16 protein-coding genes are annotated in these 16,683 nt (G+C 65.9%); 4 read left to right on the top strand and 12 right to left on the bottom strand.

The annotated features are described in order from the left end of the window. Positions 1 to 51: 51 nt before the first annotated feature. From JQ633_RS17150 to JQ633_RS17110, 9 genes are all read right to left on the bottom strand, one after another. A complete protein-coding gene (locus JQ633_RS17150) occupies positions 52 to 915 on the bottom strand; it encodes a sugar phosphate isomerase/epimerase family protein (RefSeq protein WP_211986228.1) in 864 nt (287 codons plus the stop codon). Continuing rightward, positions 915 to 2,108, bottom strand: a complete 1,194-nt coding sequence (locus tag JQ633_RS17145; RefSeq protein WP_211986227.1) for a dihydrodipicolinate synthase family protein — start codon at positions 2,106 to 2,108, stop codon at positions 915 to 917. Before JQ633_RS17145 ends, JQ633_RS17150 begins: the two co-directional genes overlap by 1 nt. A gap of 15 nt (positions 2,109 to 2,123) precedes the next feature. Further along, complete coding sequence (locus JQ633_RS17140; RefSeq protein WP_211986226.1) at positions 2,124 to 3,275, bottom strand: Gfo/Idh/MocA family protein; 1,152 nt, start codon at positions 3,273 to 3,275, stop codon at positions 2,124 to 2,126. Next, on the bottom strand, positions 3,272 to 4,678 hold the full coding sequence (locus tag JQ633_RS17135; protein ID WP_211986225.1) for a hypothetical protein: 1,407 nt from the start codon (positions 4,676 to 4,678) through the stop codon (positions 3,272 to 3,274). The genes JQ633_RS17140 and JQ633_RS17135 overlap by 4 nt, the downstream gene beginning before the upstream one ends. A gap of 13 nt (positions 4,679 to 4,691) precedes the next feature. Beyond that, positions 4,692 to 5,543: an ABC transporter ATP-binding protein gene (locus tag JQ633_RS17130; RefSeq protein ID WP_211986224.1), complete on the bottom strand. Its 852-nt coding sequence runs from the start codon at positions 5,541 to 5,543 to the stop codon at positions 4,692 to 4,694. 148 nt (positions 5,544 to 5,691) lie between these two features. Further along, positions 5,692 to 6,690: an ABC transporter substrate-binding protein gene (locus JQ633_RS17125; protein WP_211986223.1), complete on the bottom strand. Its 999-nt coding sequence runs from the start codon at positions 6,688 to 6,690 to the stop codon at positions 5,692 to 5,694. Between the two features lie 59 nt (positions 6,691 to 6,749). Continuing rightward, on the bottom strand, positions 6,750 to 7,559 hold the full coding sequence (locus tag JQ633_RS17120; RefSeq protein WP_211986222.1) for an ABC transporter permease: 810 nt from the start codon (positions 7,557 to 7,559) through the stop codon (positions 6,750 to 6,752). A 264-nt stretch (positions 7,560 to 7,823) separates the two neighbouring features. After that, positions 7,824 to 8,525, bottom strand: a complete 702-nt coding sequence (locus JQ633_RS17115; RefSeq protein ID WP_211986221.1) for a TetR/AcrR family transcriptional regulator — start codon at positions 8,523 to 8,525, stop codon at positions 7,824 to 7,826. A gap of 151 nt (positions 8,526 to 8,676) precedes the next feature. Beyond that, the gene (locus JQ633_RS17110) at positions 8,677 to 9,522 is read right to left on the bottom strand and encodes a VOC family protein (protein ID WP_211986220.1); all 846 of its coding nucleotides are present in this window, start codon (positions 9,520 to 9,522) and stop codon (positions 8,677 to 8,679) included. Positions 9,523 to 9,756: 234 nt separating this feature from the next. Between JQ633_RS17110 and JQ633_RS17105 the strand changes: the two genes are divergently transcribed. Next, a complete protein-coding gene (locus JQ633_RS17105; protein WP_211986219.1) occupies positions 9,757 to 10,650 on the top strand; it encodes a sugar kinase in 894 nt (297 codons plus the stop codon). An 11-nt stretch (positions 10,651 to 10,661) separates the two neighbouring features. Beyond that, the gene (locus tag JQ633_RS17100) at positions 10,662 to 11,597 is read left to right on the top strand and encodes a ribokinase (RefSeq protein ID WP_211986218.1); all 936 of its coding nucleotides are present in this window, start codon (positions 10,662 to 10,664) and stop codon (positions 11,595 to 11,597) included. Between the two features lie 166 nt (positions 11,598 to 11,763). On the opposite strand, the gene JQ633_RS17095 is transcribed toward JQ633_RS17100, so the two are convergent. Beyond that, entirely contained in the window at positions 11,764 to 12,981 is a 1,218-nt protein-coding gene (locus JQ633_RS17095) for an NAD(P)/FAD-dependent oxidoreductase (RefSeq protein WP_211986217.1), read from the bottom strand. Positions 12,982 to 13,253: 272 nt separating this feature from the next. Between JQ633_RS17095 and JQ633_RS17090 the strand changes: the two genes are divergently transcribed. Together JQ633_RS17090 and JQ633_RS17085 are read left to right on the top strand one after the other, a co-directional pair. Then, positions 13,254 to 14,051: an enoyl-CoA hydratase/isomerase family protein gene (locus tag JQ633_RS17090; protein ID WP_211986448.1), complete on the top strand. Its 798-nt coding sequence runs from the start codon at positions 13,254 to 13,256 to the stop codon at positions 14,049 to 14,051. Positions 14,052 to 14,057: 6 nt separating this feature from the next. Further along, complete coding sequence (locus tag JQ633_RS17085; RefSeq protein WP_211986216.1) at positions 14,058 to 14,645, top strand: histidine phosphatase family protein; 588 nt, start codon at positions 14,058 to 14,060, stop codon at positions 14,643 to 14,645. Here the strand turns inward: JQ633_RS17085 and JQ633_RS17080 are convergent. Together JQ633_RS17080 and JQ633_RS17075 are read right to left on the bottom strand one after the other, a co-directional pair. Next, positions 14,627 to 15,967: a TRAP transporter large permease gene (locus JQ633_RS17080; protein WP_211986215.1), complete on the bottom strand. Its 1,341-nt coding sequence runs from the start codon at positions 15,965 to 15,967 to the stop codon at positions 14,627 to 14,629. The genes JQ633_RS17085 and JQ633_RS17080 overlap by 19 nt on opposite strands. Further along, positions 15,964 to 16,548, bottom strand: a complete 585-nt coding sequence (locus tag JQ633_RS17075) for a TRAP transporter small permease (protein WP_211986214.1) — start codon at positions 16,546 to 16,548, stop codon at positions 15,964 to 15,966. The genes JQ633_RS17080 and JQ633_RS17075 overlap by 4 nt, the downstream gene beginning before the upstream one ends. Positions 16,549 to 16,683 lie beyond the last annotated feature (135 nt).

The raw sequence follows: 16,683 nt of genomic DNA, 5'->3' as shown, positions 1-16,683 counted from the left end.
GACCCGGAATAACGGGCACGCCTCGCCTTGTCCACCGAACGGGTGTGCAGGTCAGACCACCGTCCGATGCCGCTCGATGCAGGTCCGCACCACCTCGTCCATCGGCCGTCCCCACCAGTCGTTGGAAAAGATCTCGATCTCGGAATAGCCGGCAAAGCCCTGCGCCTCGACGGCCGCGCGCACCGACTTGATGTCGATGACACCGTCACCCATCATGCCGCGGTCGTTGAGGATGTCCTTGGTCGGCACCAGCCAGTCGCAGACATGAAACGCGAGCAGGCGATCCTTGCCGGCGCGCGCGACCTGGCTCATCAGCTCGGGATCCCACCAGATGTGATAGACGTCGAGTGCGACGCCGAGTGCACCGGTGCGGCCGGGATCGAGCGCATCGCAGATGTCGAGCGCGTGTTTCGTGGTGTTGACGCAGGCGCGGTCGGCGGCATAGGCCGGATGCAGCGGCTCGATCGCGAGCGGCAGCTTGGCCTGCTTCGCATAGTCCAGCATCTCGGCGATACCGTCATGCACCTGACTGCGCGCCGCCGCGATGTCCTTGGAGGCCGTGCTGCCCGGCCGCGAAAATTGCGGCAGGCCGCCGACCACGAGCACGATGCAGGAGGCGCCGAGCGCCGCAGCCTCGTCCACCGCGCGGCGGTTATCGTCGCGCGCTTCGGTCCGATGCGCGGCATCCGCCGGGAACATGCCGCCGCGGCAATAGCCCGACAGATCGAGCCCGGCGTCCTTGACCGCGCGCACCGCACGATCGAGCCCGACGGCCGCGACCTGGTCGCGCCAGGGATCGATGGCGCGGATGCCGTGCCGCGCGCAGGCCTCGATGATGGCGAGAAGATCGCCCTGCTTGCGGACCGTCGCCGTGTTCAGCGACAGCCAGCGATGGTCATTGGAAAAATCGCGCATCAGGGCTCAACGCCACGTGTTGCGAGGATCGTCGTCATCCGGCGCGTCGCAAGCTCCGGATCGGCCAGCAGCCCGGCTCTGTCGGCGAGCCGGAACAACTCGGCAAGATGCAAGGTCGAGCGCGCGCTCTCCTGTCCGCCGACCATCGTGAAATGATCCTGATGACCGTTGAGGTAGGCCATGAACACGATACCGGTCTTGTAGAACCGGGTCGGCGCCTTGAAGATATGGCGCGACAGCGGCACGGTCGGACCCAGCACGTCGTGGAAGCCGGCCTCGTCGCCCGCCGCGAGCCGCGACAGCGCGTAGGATGCCGCCGGCGCGATCGCATCGAAGATGCCGAGCAGCGCGTGGGAAAATCCCTTGTCGTCGCCGGCGATCAGCTCGGCATAGTTGAAGTCGTCGCCGGTGTACATTTTCACGCGGGCATCGAGCCGCCGCCGCATGTCGATCTCGCGCTGCTTGTCGAGCAGCGAAACCTTGACACCGTCGACCTTGGCCGCATTGGCGTTGATGATCGCGACCGCCGTGTCCATCGCCCTGTCGAGATCGGAGGTGCCCCAATAGCCCGACAGCGCCGGATCGAACATGTCGCCGAGCCAGTGGATGATCACGGGCTCGCGTACCTGCGACAGTACGCGGTCATAGACCTTGGCGTAATCCTCGGCGCTCTTGCCGAGTTTTGCCAGCGCGCGCGAGGCCATCAGGATGATCCGGCCGCCGGCTTTCTCGACCGCCGCGATCTGCTCTTCATAGGCGCGGATCACGTCGTCGATCGACTTTGCATCCTCGACCGCGAGGTGATCGGTGCCCGCGCCCGAGAACACCAGCGCATTGCCTTTGGCCTTGGCTGCCCTCACCGAACGCTGGATCAATTCGAGCGAGGTCGCCCAGTCCAGCCCCATCCCGCGCTGCGCAGTGTCCATCGCCTCGGCGACGCCGAGGCCGAGATCCCAGACATGCTCGCGAAACGCGATGGTCCGATCCCAGTCGATCGCCGCCGTCAGCCACGGATCGACGTCGGCGCGGGGATCGGCGACCACATGCGCCGCCGAGAACGCGACGCGGTTCAGGGTCCCCTCGAGCTTCGCCGGAAATGTCCGCGACGCGGCGAGGCGATAGGTTTCGAGGCCGCCGCCTGCGGTCGGCAGCTTCAAGGACAGTGATGACATCGGCAGGACTGGCTTGTTCATGACAACGGTCCTTGTTCAGACGACGATCGGCGCGACGTCGATCCAGCGCCGCTCCTTCCAGCTCTTCAGCGCGCATTCGGCGAGCTGCACGCCCTTGGCGCCTTCCAGCAGCGTGTACTTGTAGGGCGCATCCTCGCAGACATGGCGGATGAACATCTCCCACTGCTCCTTGAAGCCGTTGTCGTAGACGACGTTCTCCGGCAGCTTCTGCCAGTCGGCATAGAAATCGTGCAGCCGCTTCTCGTCCGGATTCCACACCGGCCGCGGCGTCGCCTGGCGCGCCTGGATCATGCAGTCGGTGAGGCCGGCGACCGCCGAGCCGTGGGTGCCGTCGACCTGGAAGGTGACGAGGTCGTCGCGGTAGACCCGCGTCACCCAGCTCATGTTGATGTGCGCGATCACGCCGCCCTTCAGCTTGAAAGTGGCGTAGGCGGAATCGTCGGCGGTCGCCTGGTACTGCTTGCCCTTCTCGTCATAGCGTTCGGGGATGTCGGTGGTCCCGATGCAGACCACGCTCTCGACCTCGCCGAACAGATTGTCGAGCACGTAGCGCCAGTGGCAGACCATATCCAGAATGATTCCGCCGCCGTCCTCGCTGCGATAGTTCCACGACGGCCGCTGCGCCTCCTGCCAACCGCCCTCGAACACCCAGTAGCCGAACTCGCCGCGCACCGAGAGCATGCGACCGAAGAAGCCGGAGTCGCGCAGGAAGGCGAGCTTCTTCAGGCCGGGCAGGAACAGCTTGTCCTGGACGGTGCCGTGCTTGAGGCCCTTTGCATTGGCGAGCTTCACGACCGCCACCGCCTCTTCGAGATTGGTCGCAATCGGCTTCTCGCAATAGACATGCTTGCCGGCGTTGATCGCCTTGGTCAGCAGCGACGGCCGCGCCTGCGTCGTCGCGGCGTCGAAGAACACGGTGTCGCCCTTGTCGGCCAGCGCGCGGTCGAGATCGGTGGTGTGCCGCTCGATATTGAAGCGCTTTGCCAGTGCGCCGACCTTCTCGGCATCGCGGCCGACCAGGATCGGATCGGGCATGATGCGGTCGCCGTTCGAGAGCAGCACGCCGCCCTGCTCGCGGATCGCGACGATCGAGCGGATCAGGTGCTGGTTGAGCCCCATCCGGCCGGTGACGCCGTTCATGATCAGGCCGAGGCGTTTGGTCGTCATAGTGTCTGCTCCTGCAAAACGCGTGAAGTTGGCCGCTCGAGCGGCTGCATGGTGGACCAGTCGGGATGGACCGAACTGGCAAAGCCGGGTGTGGCGGCGAGCGATTCCGTCAGCAGATCGCCGTCATGGATGGCGAGGCGAACCTTTGCGCCATCGCGCGCGTAGAGATCGGGATGCGCGGCAAAGAAGCTTTCGATCTCGACGCCCGGCGTCTCGGCAAAGCCGTCGACATAATGGTGTCCGTTGCGCTCGGCATGGGTGACGCCGATCAGCGCACCGAGCGCGAGATCCTGCTGCACGGCAAGCCCGGCCTGGCAGGTCAGGTCCTCGCCGCTGACGAAATACCCGCCGCCATCCGCGCTCCACACCGCGGCGCGCGTGGCGTTGATGATCGACTTGTAGATGCCCTTGCACGATTTCGAGGAGATGCCGCGATAGCCGAGCGCCCGCGCCGCCGGGAAGGCATCGTAGGAATCGTCGGCTTCATCGATGATGAAGCTGCGCGCAGCCAAGGCGCCGAGTGGCGAAGTCTTCGTCACGTCGCGCGGCATCGGCTGCTCGATATAGAGCAGGCTGGAGAGGATCGGCGCCAGCGCCGCGTCACGGTCGAGCCGATCGACCAGTGCATTCAGCGCCGCGAGATCGGCATATTGCTCGTTGGCGTCGAGCGTGACCTTGGTCGGGTAAGGCAGCGTCACAAGCTCCTTGCCGATGCGCGCCAGCCGCGCTGCGTCATGGGCGGGATCGCCGTTCAGCTTGAGCTTGAAATAGCGCGCGCCCGCATTCTCTTTGGGATCGGCGACACCGCCCTCGCCTTCGATCGCATCGTCCATTCCGACGGTGTGCCTGATCGCGACGCGGTCGAGGCGCTTTCGCGTCGAGAGGAAATCGGTGATCGCGATATCGGCGAGATCAGGCGCCAGCCGCGCATCGATGCCCGCGATGTTGCCGGTCATGCCGTCGAAGAAGTTCACAGCGGCTGCCCGCAGCAGCGCGTCAAGGATAGCCTTGTCGATTTCTGCCGGGCCGAGCGCTGCGGCAAGCGGGGGAATGTCCTCCGCGGCACAGGCCGCGACCTGCGCGCGGATGCATTTGGCGTGCAGTCCGAATGCGGTGTCGAAGTCGGTATTCGCCAGATAGAACTCGCGCGCGATCAGCAGCGAGCGGCGCAGTCCTTCGATGGTCTGGTCCGCCGTGAGGTGCGGCCGCTTGTCGAACCATTTCGCGGCGAGCATTTCGGCGCTGGCGCCGGTCGCGCGGCCCCTGCCTTCGACCTCGATCTCGACCCGCACGAACATTTGCGTCGACGCGGTGATCGTGACCGCGCCGAAGCGGAACGGCCGGGCGAATGGCACCGGGCGCTCGAAGAAGGCGATATCTCTGACAGCGAGGCGAAGCGGCATCGGAGGTCTGGCCCTAGTCCAGTGTCCCTTGCGTGAAAAAGTGCTTCCGGATCCGCTGCACCAGTTCGGTGAAGACGGGATCCGACATCGAATCCAGCGAGCGCGGCCGCGGCAGCGGCACATCATAAATTGCAGCGATCGCGCCGGGCCGCTCGGTCATGACGAGCACGCGGTCGGCGAGGAACACGGCTTCCGGGATCGAGTGGGTGATCAAGAGCACCGTCTTGCCGGTCTCGCGCTGGATCCGCATCAGCTCGACATTCATGCGCTCGCGCGTCATGGCGTCGAGCGCGCCGAACGGCTCGTCCATCAGCATGATCTTGGGATCGTGCACCAGCGCGCGGCAGATCGAGGCCCGCTGCTGCATGCCACCCGACAGCTGCCAGGGCAGCTTCTTCTCAAAGCCCTCGAGCCCGACCAGCTTGAGCAGCTCCTTGGCGCGGGCGAGATATTTGTCGCGCGGCAGCTGCTTCATGTCGATCGGCAGCATCACGTTGGAGAGGATGTTGCGCCACGGCAGCAGCAGCGCGTTCTGGAACACGATGCCGACATTGCCGTGCGGCCTGGTCACCTTGTCGCCGTCGATCAGCACCTCGCCTGAGGTCGGCGGCAGCAGGCCGGAGATCATCTTGAGCAGCGTGGACTTGCCGCAGCCGCTTGGTCCGACCACGACGAAGAACTCGCCGTCATTGATGGTGAAGTCGAGCGGCCGCAGCGACGGCACGTCGCCGTCGCGGGACCGGTAGGTCTTCGAGACGCCGGACAATGTGATGCCCGGCGTGGCTCCGCCGGCGCGATCGGACACCAGGCGGAGGTGAGCGCCGGGCTGGGTGTCGGGGCTTGGTTTCGTCGCAGGATTCGTCACATCTCTCTCCCCGCGTCGTCCCGGCGAAGGCCGGGACCCATACGCCGCGGCTTCTCATTCGGGCATGTGGGGAGGGAACTCTCGCAACAATCGGAGCCGGTGGTTATGGGTCCCGGCTTTCGCCGGGACGACGATGAGTGTTGACGGCTCACGAACCACCCTTCGGCAGATAATCGTTGGTGTAGAACGCCTTCGGATTGTCCTTGGCCTTGGCGTCGAGGCCGCCGTACTCGACCATCAGGTTGACCGAGTCGGTCATGTTCTGGTCGGTGACCTGGAACGGCCGCTTGCCCTTGGTTGCCGCCGTCCGATACAGCGGGATGGTCAGCTCGAAGCCTTGCGTGAGCGTATCGATCTTGCCGCCCTTCGGATTGGCGTCGAGGATCGACTGCGCGGCGGCCTTCGGCTCCTTCTCGGCGGCTTCCACCGCCTTGGTCGTCGCCGACATGAAGCGGCGAACCAGATCGGCATTGGCCTTCACATAGTCGGAGTTGGCGATGATGCCCGACGACACCATGTTGATGCCGTAGTCGGCGAACTTGATCGGATAGACGTCCTTGCCGGTGGCGTCCTTGATCTTCATCGACTGGTCCATGACGTAGCCGAGCAAGAGATCCGCCTGGCCGTTGATCACGGCGTTGAGCTTGGTCTGGCCGTCGCCGGCCACGGTCTGGAAATCGCTCTCCTTCAGCCCGGTCTTCTTCAGGAACAGCGGCCAGATCTGGGTCATCGAGTCAGCCGGCGTGATCGCGACGGTCTTGCCCTTGATGTCCTCCGGCTTCCTGATGTTCTTCTCGACAAAACCCATCGCCGACATCGGGCTGGTCTGCAGCAGCACGCCGGTCGCGATCACGGGCGCGCCCTTCACCGCCGCGCGCATCATGGTGGGCACGTCGACATAGCCGAAATCAGCGGTCTTGGCGGCGACCGCCTGGGTGGTGGCGGCCGAGCCGCGGCCTTCCTGGATCTCGAGGTCGATGCCCTCGGCGGCGTAAATGCCCTTGGCCTTGCCGTAATAGAACGGCGCGTGCTCGCCATAGACGTACCAGTTCAGCATCAGCACGACCTTGTCAGCCGCAGCGGCCGGCGTCACGGCAAGCGCGGTCCAGGCCAGTGCGGCGCCAGCGACCGCAATCAAACGCTTCATCGTTGTTTCTCCCTGTGTTGTGCCGCCGCCCTTGCCGGGCTGCTTGTTCAGTTGTCGTTCTACGAAGCGAAGATGATGTCGTCGCGCTGGCTGACGTGCCAGGGGATCACCAGCCGCTCGATGCGGTCGACGATCCAGAACAGGATCACGCCGAGCAGCGCCAGGATCACCAGCGCCGCGAACATGGTCGGCAAATCGAATGTGCCGATCGAGCGCTGCATCACGTAGCCGATGCCGGAATTGGAGCCGACGAACTCGCCGACGACGGCACCGACCACGGCGAGTGTCACCGAGACTTTCAGGCCAGAGAAGATCGCGGGCATCGCGTGCGGCAGGTTCACCGCGCGGAACACCGCGAAACGGCTGCCCTGCATCGCACGCGCGAGGTCGACCATGTCCGGGTCGACGGATTTAAAACCCTGCACGGCGGAGACCACCACCGGGAAGAAGCCGAGCAGGAATGCCGAGATCACCTTGGGGATGATCCCGAAGCCGAACCACACCACGAACAGCGGCGCGATCGCGATCTTCGGCACCGATTGCGAGAACACCAGCAGTGGATAGACATAGCTCTCCACCGTCCTGGAGCCCGCGATCAGCATCGCGACGGGAATGCCGAACACCGCCGAGAGCAGGAAGCCGCAGATCGTCGCATAGGTGGTCGGCCAGGACTGCCGCAGCAGCTCCGGCCAGTCGCTATAGAGCACCGCGACGACGTCGCCGGGCGACGGGATCTGGTAGGCCGGGATGCGGAACAGGCGGATCGCCAGATCCCACGCCACGACGATGACGACCAGGAACAAGAACGGGCGTACCCACGCCGCGTTCAGCACCTTCGATACGACTGAAGGGCTCTTCGCCTCCGCCACGTCGCGCTCCCTGTTGTCTTTCTTTTCGCTGCCGAAATTAACCCGTTGGATAAATACTGTCCAGCCCCTCGCGCGCGGCAAAATCGCGCTGCGAGCTGCGACTTTGGTCAGAATGTATCGCAGGAATTTCCGTAGCCCGGATGGAGCTGCGTAGCCCGGATGGAGCGCAGCGCAATCCGGGATCAGTGTATCCGCGGCGCGAGCGGCCCCGGATTGCGCGGCGCTTCATCCGGGCTACGCAATCCCTAACGGGGGCGTGTACGCTCACACCACCCGGTGTTCCAGCGACTGCAGTGCGGGCATGCCGACGAACGCGGCGGTGGACTTGCCGGTCAGCGCCGCCAGCACCAGCGCGATCATGTGCTCGAGCCGCTCGTCGCGCGCCTCCTTCTTCAGGAGGTCGCGGCCGAAGATCACGCTGAGCGTCGCGCTGTTGGAGAGATAGAAGAACGCCAGCCCCGCGATCGAGATGTAGAGCTGCACCGGATCGACCGCGACGCGGAAATCGCCGCTCTCGACGCCGCGCGTCACCACGGTGCGGATCATCTCGACAAAGGGCGAGTGCATCGACTTGACCTTGGTCGAGCGCTTCAGATGTTTCGCCTTGGCGAGGTTTTCCGTGTTGAGCAGCGCCAGGAACTCGGGGTTGCGCAGGAAATAGTTCCAGGTGAAGTCGATCAGGCGCCCGATCGCATCGGGCGGGTCGAGATGCTCGAGGTCCAGCGTACGCTCCTCGGCGCGGATCTTCTCATAGGCGCCTTCCAGCACCTCGAGATAGAGATCCTCCTTGTTGCCGACGTGGTAGTACAGCATGCGCTTGTTGGCGCCGGCCGCGGCGGCGATGCGGTCGACCCGCGCGCCCGCGAGGCCATAGGCCGCGAACTCCTGCTTGGCCGCCTCGAGAATGCGCAGCCGCATCCCTTCGGGGTCACGCTGCCATTTCAGGATTCGCTTTGCCTTGGCCAATTCAAATGCTCGGTGATGCCGATTGGCCAGTGTAGCACGATGCGCGCGGTTTGCGAACGAATGTTGTGGTGGTGATTGGAGACAAGCAGCGCGCTACAAATTCGATGTCGTCCCGGCCTTCGCCGGGACGACGAGTGGTGAGTGAGGCGTATCACTCCCGCTCCGGCGACGGCTGCACCAGCAGCGTCGGCACGCCGCTTGTGCCGCTGCGCACCGTCATCACACGGGTGCCGGGCTTGCGGCCGGTGCGGACGTCGGAAACGTCGACGCCCGCGGCGACCAGCCGCGCGTGGGTGGCGTCGATGTCGGAGACACGCCAGCAGATGCCGCGCAGCCGATCCGAGGCAGCCGGGTCCGCCTTGTCCGACCGGTACGTGACCTCGATGACCAGATCGCCGCAGCGAAAGAACATCAGCCGGCCCCATTCCGGATGCGAGCGATCGAGCGCCATGTCGAGCCCGAGCCGCGCGCCGTACAGCGCGGCGGCGCGTTCCGGGTCGGTGGTGGCGACGACGACGTGGTCCATCGCGGTGATCGAGGCGGGCGTGGTGCGCACCGACAGCGGCCGCTCCTGCTCGCGCTCGAGGAAGAACATCCGCACGCCACGCGTCGCCTCGGTCGCGGCGCGGGTGCGCTTCCACGACAGCCTGGCGCCGCTGGTCTCGTCGGGGCTTTCGACCTCGACGACCGGCTCCGGCCGCAGCGTCAGCCGGTCGAGCCGGCGGTGCATCCCGTCGATATCATTGGTGCGAAAGCAGAGGCTCGCCAGCCCCTCGCCCTGCGTCGCCAGCGCGCTGCGGACACGCTGCGCAGCCTCGTCGTCACCACGCGGCGCCATCAATTCCAGCGTGGTGTTGTCGAGCGTGAACAGCACCCGGTCGGCACCGTCGCCGCTGTTGCGCCAGGACGGCGCCCGCGCGAACAGCGTCTCATAGGCGGCGCCGGCCGCGGCGATGTCGCCGGTGAGGACGACGACGTGATCGAGCCCGGTGATCATGGCTGGCACCTCCCCGAATCTGCCGTCATTGTGCTCTCCCTGTGTTGCAAGATCGGAACCGCTACCGGCGGCCGGCCGTTATGCCGGATGCCAGAATGGCCCTCGGCCGACCCCAACCCATCATGTCTAGCCGCAAACCAGGCAGGGTTGCGAATAATTTCAGCGAACCTGCCGGGCCGGCGATGCTAGTCTGCATCGCCGGCCGGGACCACAGCAAGCCACGACGGAAAGCGAATGCAGGCTCTCTTCATCGGACAGACCTATATCGACGTCACCTTCATCACCGACCACATGCCGGTCGGCGACGAGAAGCACGTTGCCGACGCCTATTCAGTGTCGTTCGGCGGCAATGCCGTGACCGCGGCATTTTGCTGCGCCAAGCTCGGCATCGTGCCGGACCTGATCGCCACCATGGCCAATGACTGGCTGGGGCGGATGTTCTGGGACATGGCCGACCGCTACGGCATCTCGATGCATCCGCGCAAGGTCAACTCCTCCTCGCTGTCCTTCATCATGCCCAAGGACGGCAAGCGCGCGATCGTGCGCTGCCGCGACGACCAGCACATCCACCCATTTCCGCTGCTCAACCTGAAGGGCTGCCGCGCCCTGCATATCGACGGCCACCAGCCGGACGCCGCGATCCACTACGCCAAGCTGTGCCGCGAGGAAGGCATCCTGACCTCGCTCGACGGCGGCGGCTTGCGCACCAACACCCATGAGCTGCTGCAGTTCATCGATGTCGCGATCGTCGCCGAGCGGCTGTGCGAGCAGATGGACAAGACGCCGGAGCAGATGCTCGACTATCTCAAGGAGCGCGGCTGCCTAGTCGGCGGCATCACCATGGGCGAGCGCGGCCTGCTATGGTATGACGAGGCTGGTGCGGTGCGCACGCTGCCCGCGTTCCCGATCTCGCGCCAGCGCGTGATCGACACCAACGGCGCCGGCGACGTCTTTCATGGTGCCTACATCTACTCTTATCTCGCCAACCCGAGCAAAGGCTGGCAAGAGCATTTCAAGTTCGCCCGCGCGGCATCGACCTTCAAGATCCAGAAGCTCGGTAACGAGGCCGGCCTGCCGACGCTGGCCGATATCGCGGCGGTCAAGCAGGAGTTTCGGGCAGACGCTTGATCGGGTGAGGCATGGGGCGCGTCTTCGTCGCAGGCAGTATCAACATGGATGTGGTGGCGACCGCCGAGCGCCATCCGCGGATCGGCGAGACCGTCGCCGGCGAGGCCGTGTTCTATTTTCCCGGCGGCAAGGGCGCCAACCAGGCGGTGGCCTCGGCCAAGCAGGGCGTCCCGACAACGCTGGTCGGCCGGCTCGGCGCCGATGCGTTCGGACAAGAGCTGAGGACGTTCCTTGCCGCGCAAGGCGTCGATCTTGCCTTTGTCAAGGACACCGACAACATGCATTCGGGCACAGCGATCATCACGATTGCCGATGCCGACAACACGATCGTCGTCGTGCCCGGCGCCAATGGGCTTGTCGATGCCGATGACGTCGCGGCGCCCGCGCTCGCCAAAGGCGATGTCGCGGTCAGCCAGTTCGAGATCCCGCTGCCGACGATTGCCGCGTTCTTCAAGCGCGCCCGCATCGCCGGCGCCACCACAGTGCTGAACCCGGCGCCGGCGAAACCCGCCGACAAGGCGCTGCTCGACCTCGTCGACATCCTGATCCTCAACGAGACCGAGCTCGGCTTCCTCACCGGAACCGAGCTCAGCGATGGCGACCCGCCGGCGCGCTTTGCCGAGGCGGCTCGGAGCCTGGCGCAGGGCAGAACCATCTGCGTCACGCTCGGCAAACGCGGCGTGCTGGCGCTGGCCGATGGTGAACCACTGCTGGTGCCCGGGCGCGAGGTCAAGGCCGTCGACACCACGGGCGCCGGCGATTGCTTCGTCGGCGCGTTGGCGTCGCAGCTCGCGGGCAGCAAGGCGCTGCGCGACGCGCTCACCTACGCCAATGTCGCCGCCTCGATCTGCGTACAGCGGATGGGCGCTGCGCCGTCGATGCCGACGGCGGAGGAAGTGAGCGCGGTTCTCTCCTCACGTCGTCCCGGCGAAGGCCGGGACCCATAACCACAGGAACATGTTGTTGAGACGAGCTGTGGCCCCGGCGTCGCACGACAAGCGGCACTCGTGGTTATGGGTCCCGGCCTTCGCCGGGACGACGCATTAGTCTCAAGCGCCGATGCTCGTGAAGGTGGGCACGCTTCGCTTTGCCCACCCTACGCAGTCAGCGAGATCAGCTCAGCGCGCTCTTCAGGTCAAAGCTGGCATCGCCCGCCTGCTCCGGCGTGATCGAGCCGCCGGCGCCGAGCAGCCGACGGCCGAACATGTGATCGCCGGCGCGGTTGACCGACTCGATGCCGAGCAGCCTGTCGCCGCGATAGCAGAACGCCGAGAACGCGCCCTGCGCGCGGTCGCCGCGCACCACGACGCGGTCGTAGCCGGTGGTGAGGCCCGCCATCTGCAGCTTGTCGGGGCCCTGATCGCTCCAGAACCACGGCAGGCCGTCATAGACCTCGGTCTTGCCGGTCAGCCGCGCGGCCACGCAGCGCGCGTGGTCGGTCGCGTTCTGCACCGACTCCAGCCGCAGCGATCCGCCGAACCGCTTGCTGGTGTAGAGCGCGCAATCGCCGATCGCGGAGATATTCGGATCGGCGGTCGCCAGATGCTCGTCGACGATGATGCCGGATGCCACCGGCAGCCCCGCCTCCGCCGCGAGCTCGACATTCGGCAGCACGCCGACGCCGACGACGACGAGGTCGGCCGGGATGTGCGTGCCGTTGCTCAGGCTGACGCCGGTGACCTTCGCATTGCTGGCCTCGATCGCCGTCACCTGGACGCCGAGGTGAATGCGGATGCCTGCCGCCGCGTGCCGCGCCTGCGAGAACTCGGAGATTTCCACGGTCACCGCCCGCGCCATCACCCGCGGGGCGAGCTCGACCACGTCGACCTCGAGACCCTTGCCGCGCGCGGTGGCGGCGAACTCGAGTCCGATGAAGCCGGCGCCGATCACGACGACACGCATGCCAGGCGTGATAATCTCGCGCAGCGCCTGGCTCTCGTCGAGCGTGCGCAGATAGCGCACGGCGTCGAGCTTCGCATTGGGGATGTCGAGCAGCCGGTTCCGCGCGCCGGTCGCGAACACCAGATGGCCGTAATCGAGCGAGGTGCCGGAAGCCAGCGCCACCTTCCGCGCGTTGCGGTCGACCGCGTGGGCGCGATCGGTGATCAGCTCGATCCTGTTGTCCTGGTAGAATTTGTCGGGCCGGAACATCAGCGTCTCGGGCCCGCCGGTTCCCTTCAGATAGGCCTTCGACAGCGGCGGCCGTTGATACGGCAGATGCCCCTCGTCGTTGAGCAGCGCGATGCGCTCGGCAAAACCGGCCTGGCGCAGGGACGCCGCGAGCTGGAAGCCGGCGTGTCCCGCGCCGACGATGATGACCGCACCCGTCATCGCGACAACCCAAATACGAGCGAGCAGGAGTGACCCATGCCGTTTCCTCTCCGTCGATGTTAGCTTGCTTGCCCCGTCCCCGCAGCGCTCGTGTCTGCGTACCCCAGGGCGGGGCCATTTGGCCCCATGGCTCGCGCCGGCGCAAGGGGGTCTCCGCCAAATCCCGCTGCACATCGGCCCTCCTGCGGCCGGAGGCTGGATTGCCAGCCCTCCCGACAAGGCCTTAAATGCGGGGAAACAACCGCCCCAAGGTCTTCAACAAGGTCTTCATTATGCCAGATCCCGCCACCACCCCCGCCAATGACCCCGCTTTGCTCCGGATCGACGGCGCCGTCGCGACCATCACGCTGAACCGGCCGGCCGCCTTCAATGCGATCGACATGTCGATTGCGAAGAAGCTCCGGCAAATCGGCGCCGAGGTCGAAGCCAACAAGGCTGTCCGCGTCGTGGTGATCGAAGGCGAAGGCCGCGCCTTCTGCGCCGGCGGCGATCTGCAGACCATCGGCGCCGCGGCCGAGGCCGACAACATCCCGGCCGTGGTCGGCGAGATGCTCGAGAACTACCACGCCTTCATCACCGCGCTGCGCCGGATGCCCAAGCTTGTCCTCGCCAGTGTGCACGGCTCGGCGGCGGGCGCCGGCCTGTCGCTCGCCTTCGTCGCCGATCTCTGCATCGCCGCCGAGGATGCCCGCTTCACCCCGGCCTATGCCAAGATCGGCGTCTCGCCCGATGGCGGCGGCACCGTGGGGCTCGCGGCCAGCGTCGGCCCGCGCCGCGCGCTGCAGATCTTCCTCGCCGAGGACAATTTTACCGCGCAGCAGGCCCAGCAATGGGGCCTCGTCGCCAGGGTGGTGCCCGCGGCCGAGCTGAAGGCGGCGACGCGCGAGTTCGCACTGCGCCTGGCGCAGAATGCCCCCGCCGGGCTCGCCGCCACCAAGGCGCTGATCCATCAGGCGCCGACCACGCCGATCGAGGCGCAGCTCGACGCCGAGCGCGACGCCATCATCGGCTGCATGAACACCGATGAGTTCCGCGCCGCCGTGAAGAAGTTCACCAGCAAGACGAAGTAGCTGCGAATGGCCTTGCCGTCCCGCTCCTTTCTGTGTCTCCGCCACGGCGCCACCGACTGGAACCGGCAAGGCCGCTTTCAGGGCCGCACCGACAATTTGCTGAATAGCGACGGCAGCGCGCAGGCCCGCGCGGCCGCGCTGCGGCTCAACGACATCGCGGTCAGTGCGATCGTCGCAAGCCCGCTGCGGCGCGCGGTGCAGACCGCCGACATCGTCGGCGCGGCGCTGTCGCTGCCGGTGGCGGTGGATGACGGGATCATCGAATGCGATTTCGGCAGCCTCGAGGGCCAGTCGATCCGCGACACCATGCGCAAGCACGGCCTCACCGAGATCGCGCAGTTGGTCTCGATTCTTCCGGCGGACGGCGAGCCCTGGGCCGCCGTGTCCGAGCGCGCGCTCCGCAGCGTCGCGGCGTGGCAGGAGCGAAATCGAGGCGCCGAGATCCTGTTCGTCTGCCACGACGCCGTGATGCAGGCGATTGCCGAGCGGCTGTGCGGCAGCTTCTTCGAGAATCGCTACGGCACGCCATTCCGCTTCGCGCGGTCCGGAGATGCGTGGACCGTCGAAGAGATCAGTCAGTTCGGACAGATATAGCTGGTGCCGCCCGGCGCCTTGAAGCAGCCGACCGATTCCGGGATCACCTGCTTGGGCAGCCACAGCACGACCTTCGGGAAATAGATCGTGAAGCAGATAGTGACCAGGAACACGACATAGATCGGCAACGCCGCACGTAGTGCTTTCGCAAAACTGATGCCGACGAATTTCGAGGCCATCAGCAGCACCAGCCCATAAGGCGGCGTGATCAAGCCGAAGGCGAGCGTTGCGATCAGCACCACGCCCATATGCACGCCGTTGATATCGCCGGCCTGGGTCAGCGCGTTCACCAGCGGCATGAAGATGATGATGGTCGGCACCGGCTCGATGAAATCGCCGACCACGGTGAACAGCAGCACCATCAGCAGCATGATGAGGTGCGGATCATTGCCGGCGATCGAGGTGATCCAGTCGGCGATGTAGATTGCGCCACGCAGATAGGCCAGCATCCAGCCGAACGCGTTCGCCGCGCCGATCGTGATCAGCGGCAGCGAGAAGATCAGGCCGGCGAGGCAGAAGTCGTACGGGATCTTCTTCAGATGCCCGCGGTTGAGCGCCGGGATCACCACGATGATGATGTAGGCCACCGCGACCACGCCGGCCTCGGTCGGCGTGAACCAGCCGGTGAGGATGCCGCCGAGCAGGATCACCGGGATCATCATCGGCAGTGCGGCGTCACCGGCGGCGAAGGCGACCTGGCGCAGCGGCGCGCGCGGCTTGCGCAGGCCGGACGGGCCGAAGAAATAGCAGTAGATCATCAGCCCGAAGCCGATCATCAGCCCCGGCACCACGCCCGCCATGAACAGGCCGGCGATCGAGACATTGCCGACCGCGCCATAGACCACCGCGGTGATGCTCGGCGGCACCAGGGCGGCGATGGTCGAAGCGGAGGCGATGATCGCGGCGATGAAGGCGGGCTCGTAGCCCTCCCGCTTCATCGGCCCGCCGAGCGCCCGGCTCATCACCGCGACGTCGGCGGTGGTCGAGCCCGACATTTCCGAGAAGAACATGCTGAAGACGACCACGACCTGCGACAGCCCGCCCCGGATATGGCCGACCAGCGACACCGAGAGGTTCGCGATCCGCACCACGACATTGGCCGAGCTCATGAGCTCGCCGACCAAAAGGAAGAACGGGATCGCCAGCAGCGCCTCGGAATCGACGCCGTCAAAGATCTTCTGGATGATCGCCGCCAGCGAGACATCCGACAACAGCGCGCCGATGAACACGCCGGCCATCAGCGAGAACGGCACCGGCACGCCGAGATAGCCGAAGAACAAGAAGCTGGTCGACATCAGCAGCAGTACGATCGGCGCGCTCATCGCTGCGCTCCGGTCGTCGTGCCAGTGTCGATCGCCTGGATCGCAATGTCCTGCTCCGGCGGCTCCGGATGGTCAAAGCCGTTGCGAAGGCCGTTGACGAGCTGCTCGATGGTGAACAGGCCGATCAGGATGCCGGACAGCGGAATGATCGCATAGAGCGAGGCGATCGGCGTGCCCGACGGCAGCCGGAAACTGCCGAAGCCGCGCAGGTAGTTCTGATAGCCGTACCAGACGAGGCAGAACGCGACGCCCAGCACCACGATGCGGATGATGATCTCGACGACCATCCGCGACCGGCCGTGCATCGCCTCCGAGATCGCGGTGAGATAGAGGTGATCGTTGCGCCGTGTCGCGACCGCGGTGCCGATGAAGATCGCGTAGATGAACAGCGTCGACGTCACCTCCTGCAGCCACAGCCAGGGATGGCCGATGGTGCGGGTGACGATGTCGGCGGTGACGGAGAGCGAGAAGCCGAAACAGAGCAGCCCGCACAGCACCATCAGGATGAGCTCGAGCCGGTCCAGCGCACGCCACTTCAGATGCCGCTGCCGTTGCAGCACCAGTTTGTCGGCGATGGCCATGGCTCGAAATGTCTCCGTCGTCCCGGCGAAGGCCGGGACCCATTACCCCCGGCTCAGGTTGTTTACACAAGGCGGCGACCCAAATCACCCAACTTGATAGGCCGCGGCGCATGGGTCCCGGCCTTCGCCGGGACG

It is taken from the genome of Bradyrhizobium tropiciagri (genome assembly GCF_018130505.1).
In the GTDB taxonomy this organism is placed as follows: domain Bacteria; phylum Pseudomonadota; class Alphaproteobacteria; order Rhizobiales; family Xanthobacteraceae; genus Bradyrhizobium; species Bradyrhizobium tropiciagri_B.
The sequence above is the reverse complement of the archived record's forward strand: the minus strand, read 5'-3'. Positions and strand labels throughout refer to the sequence as shown.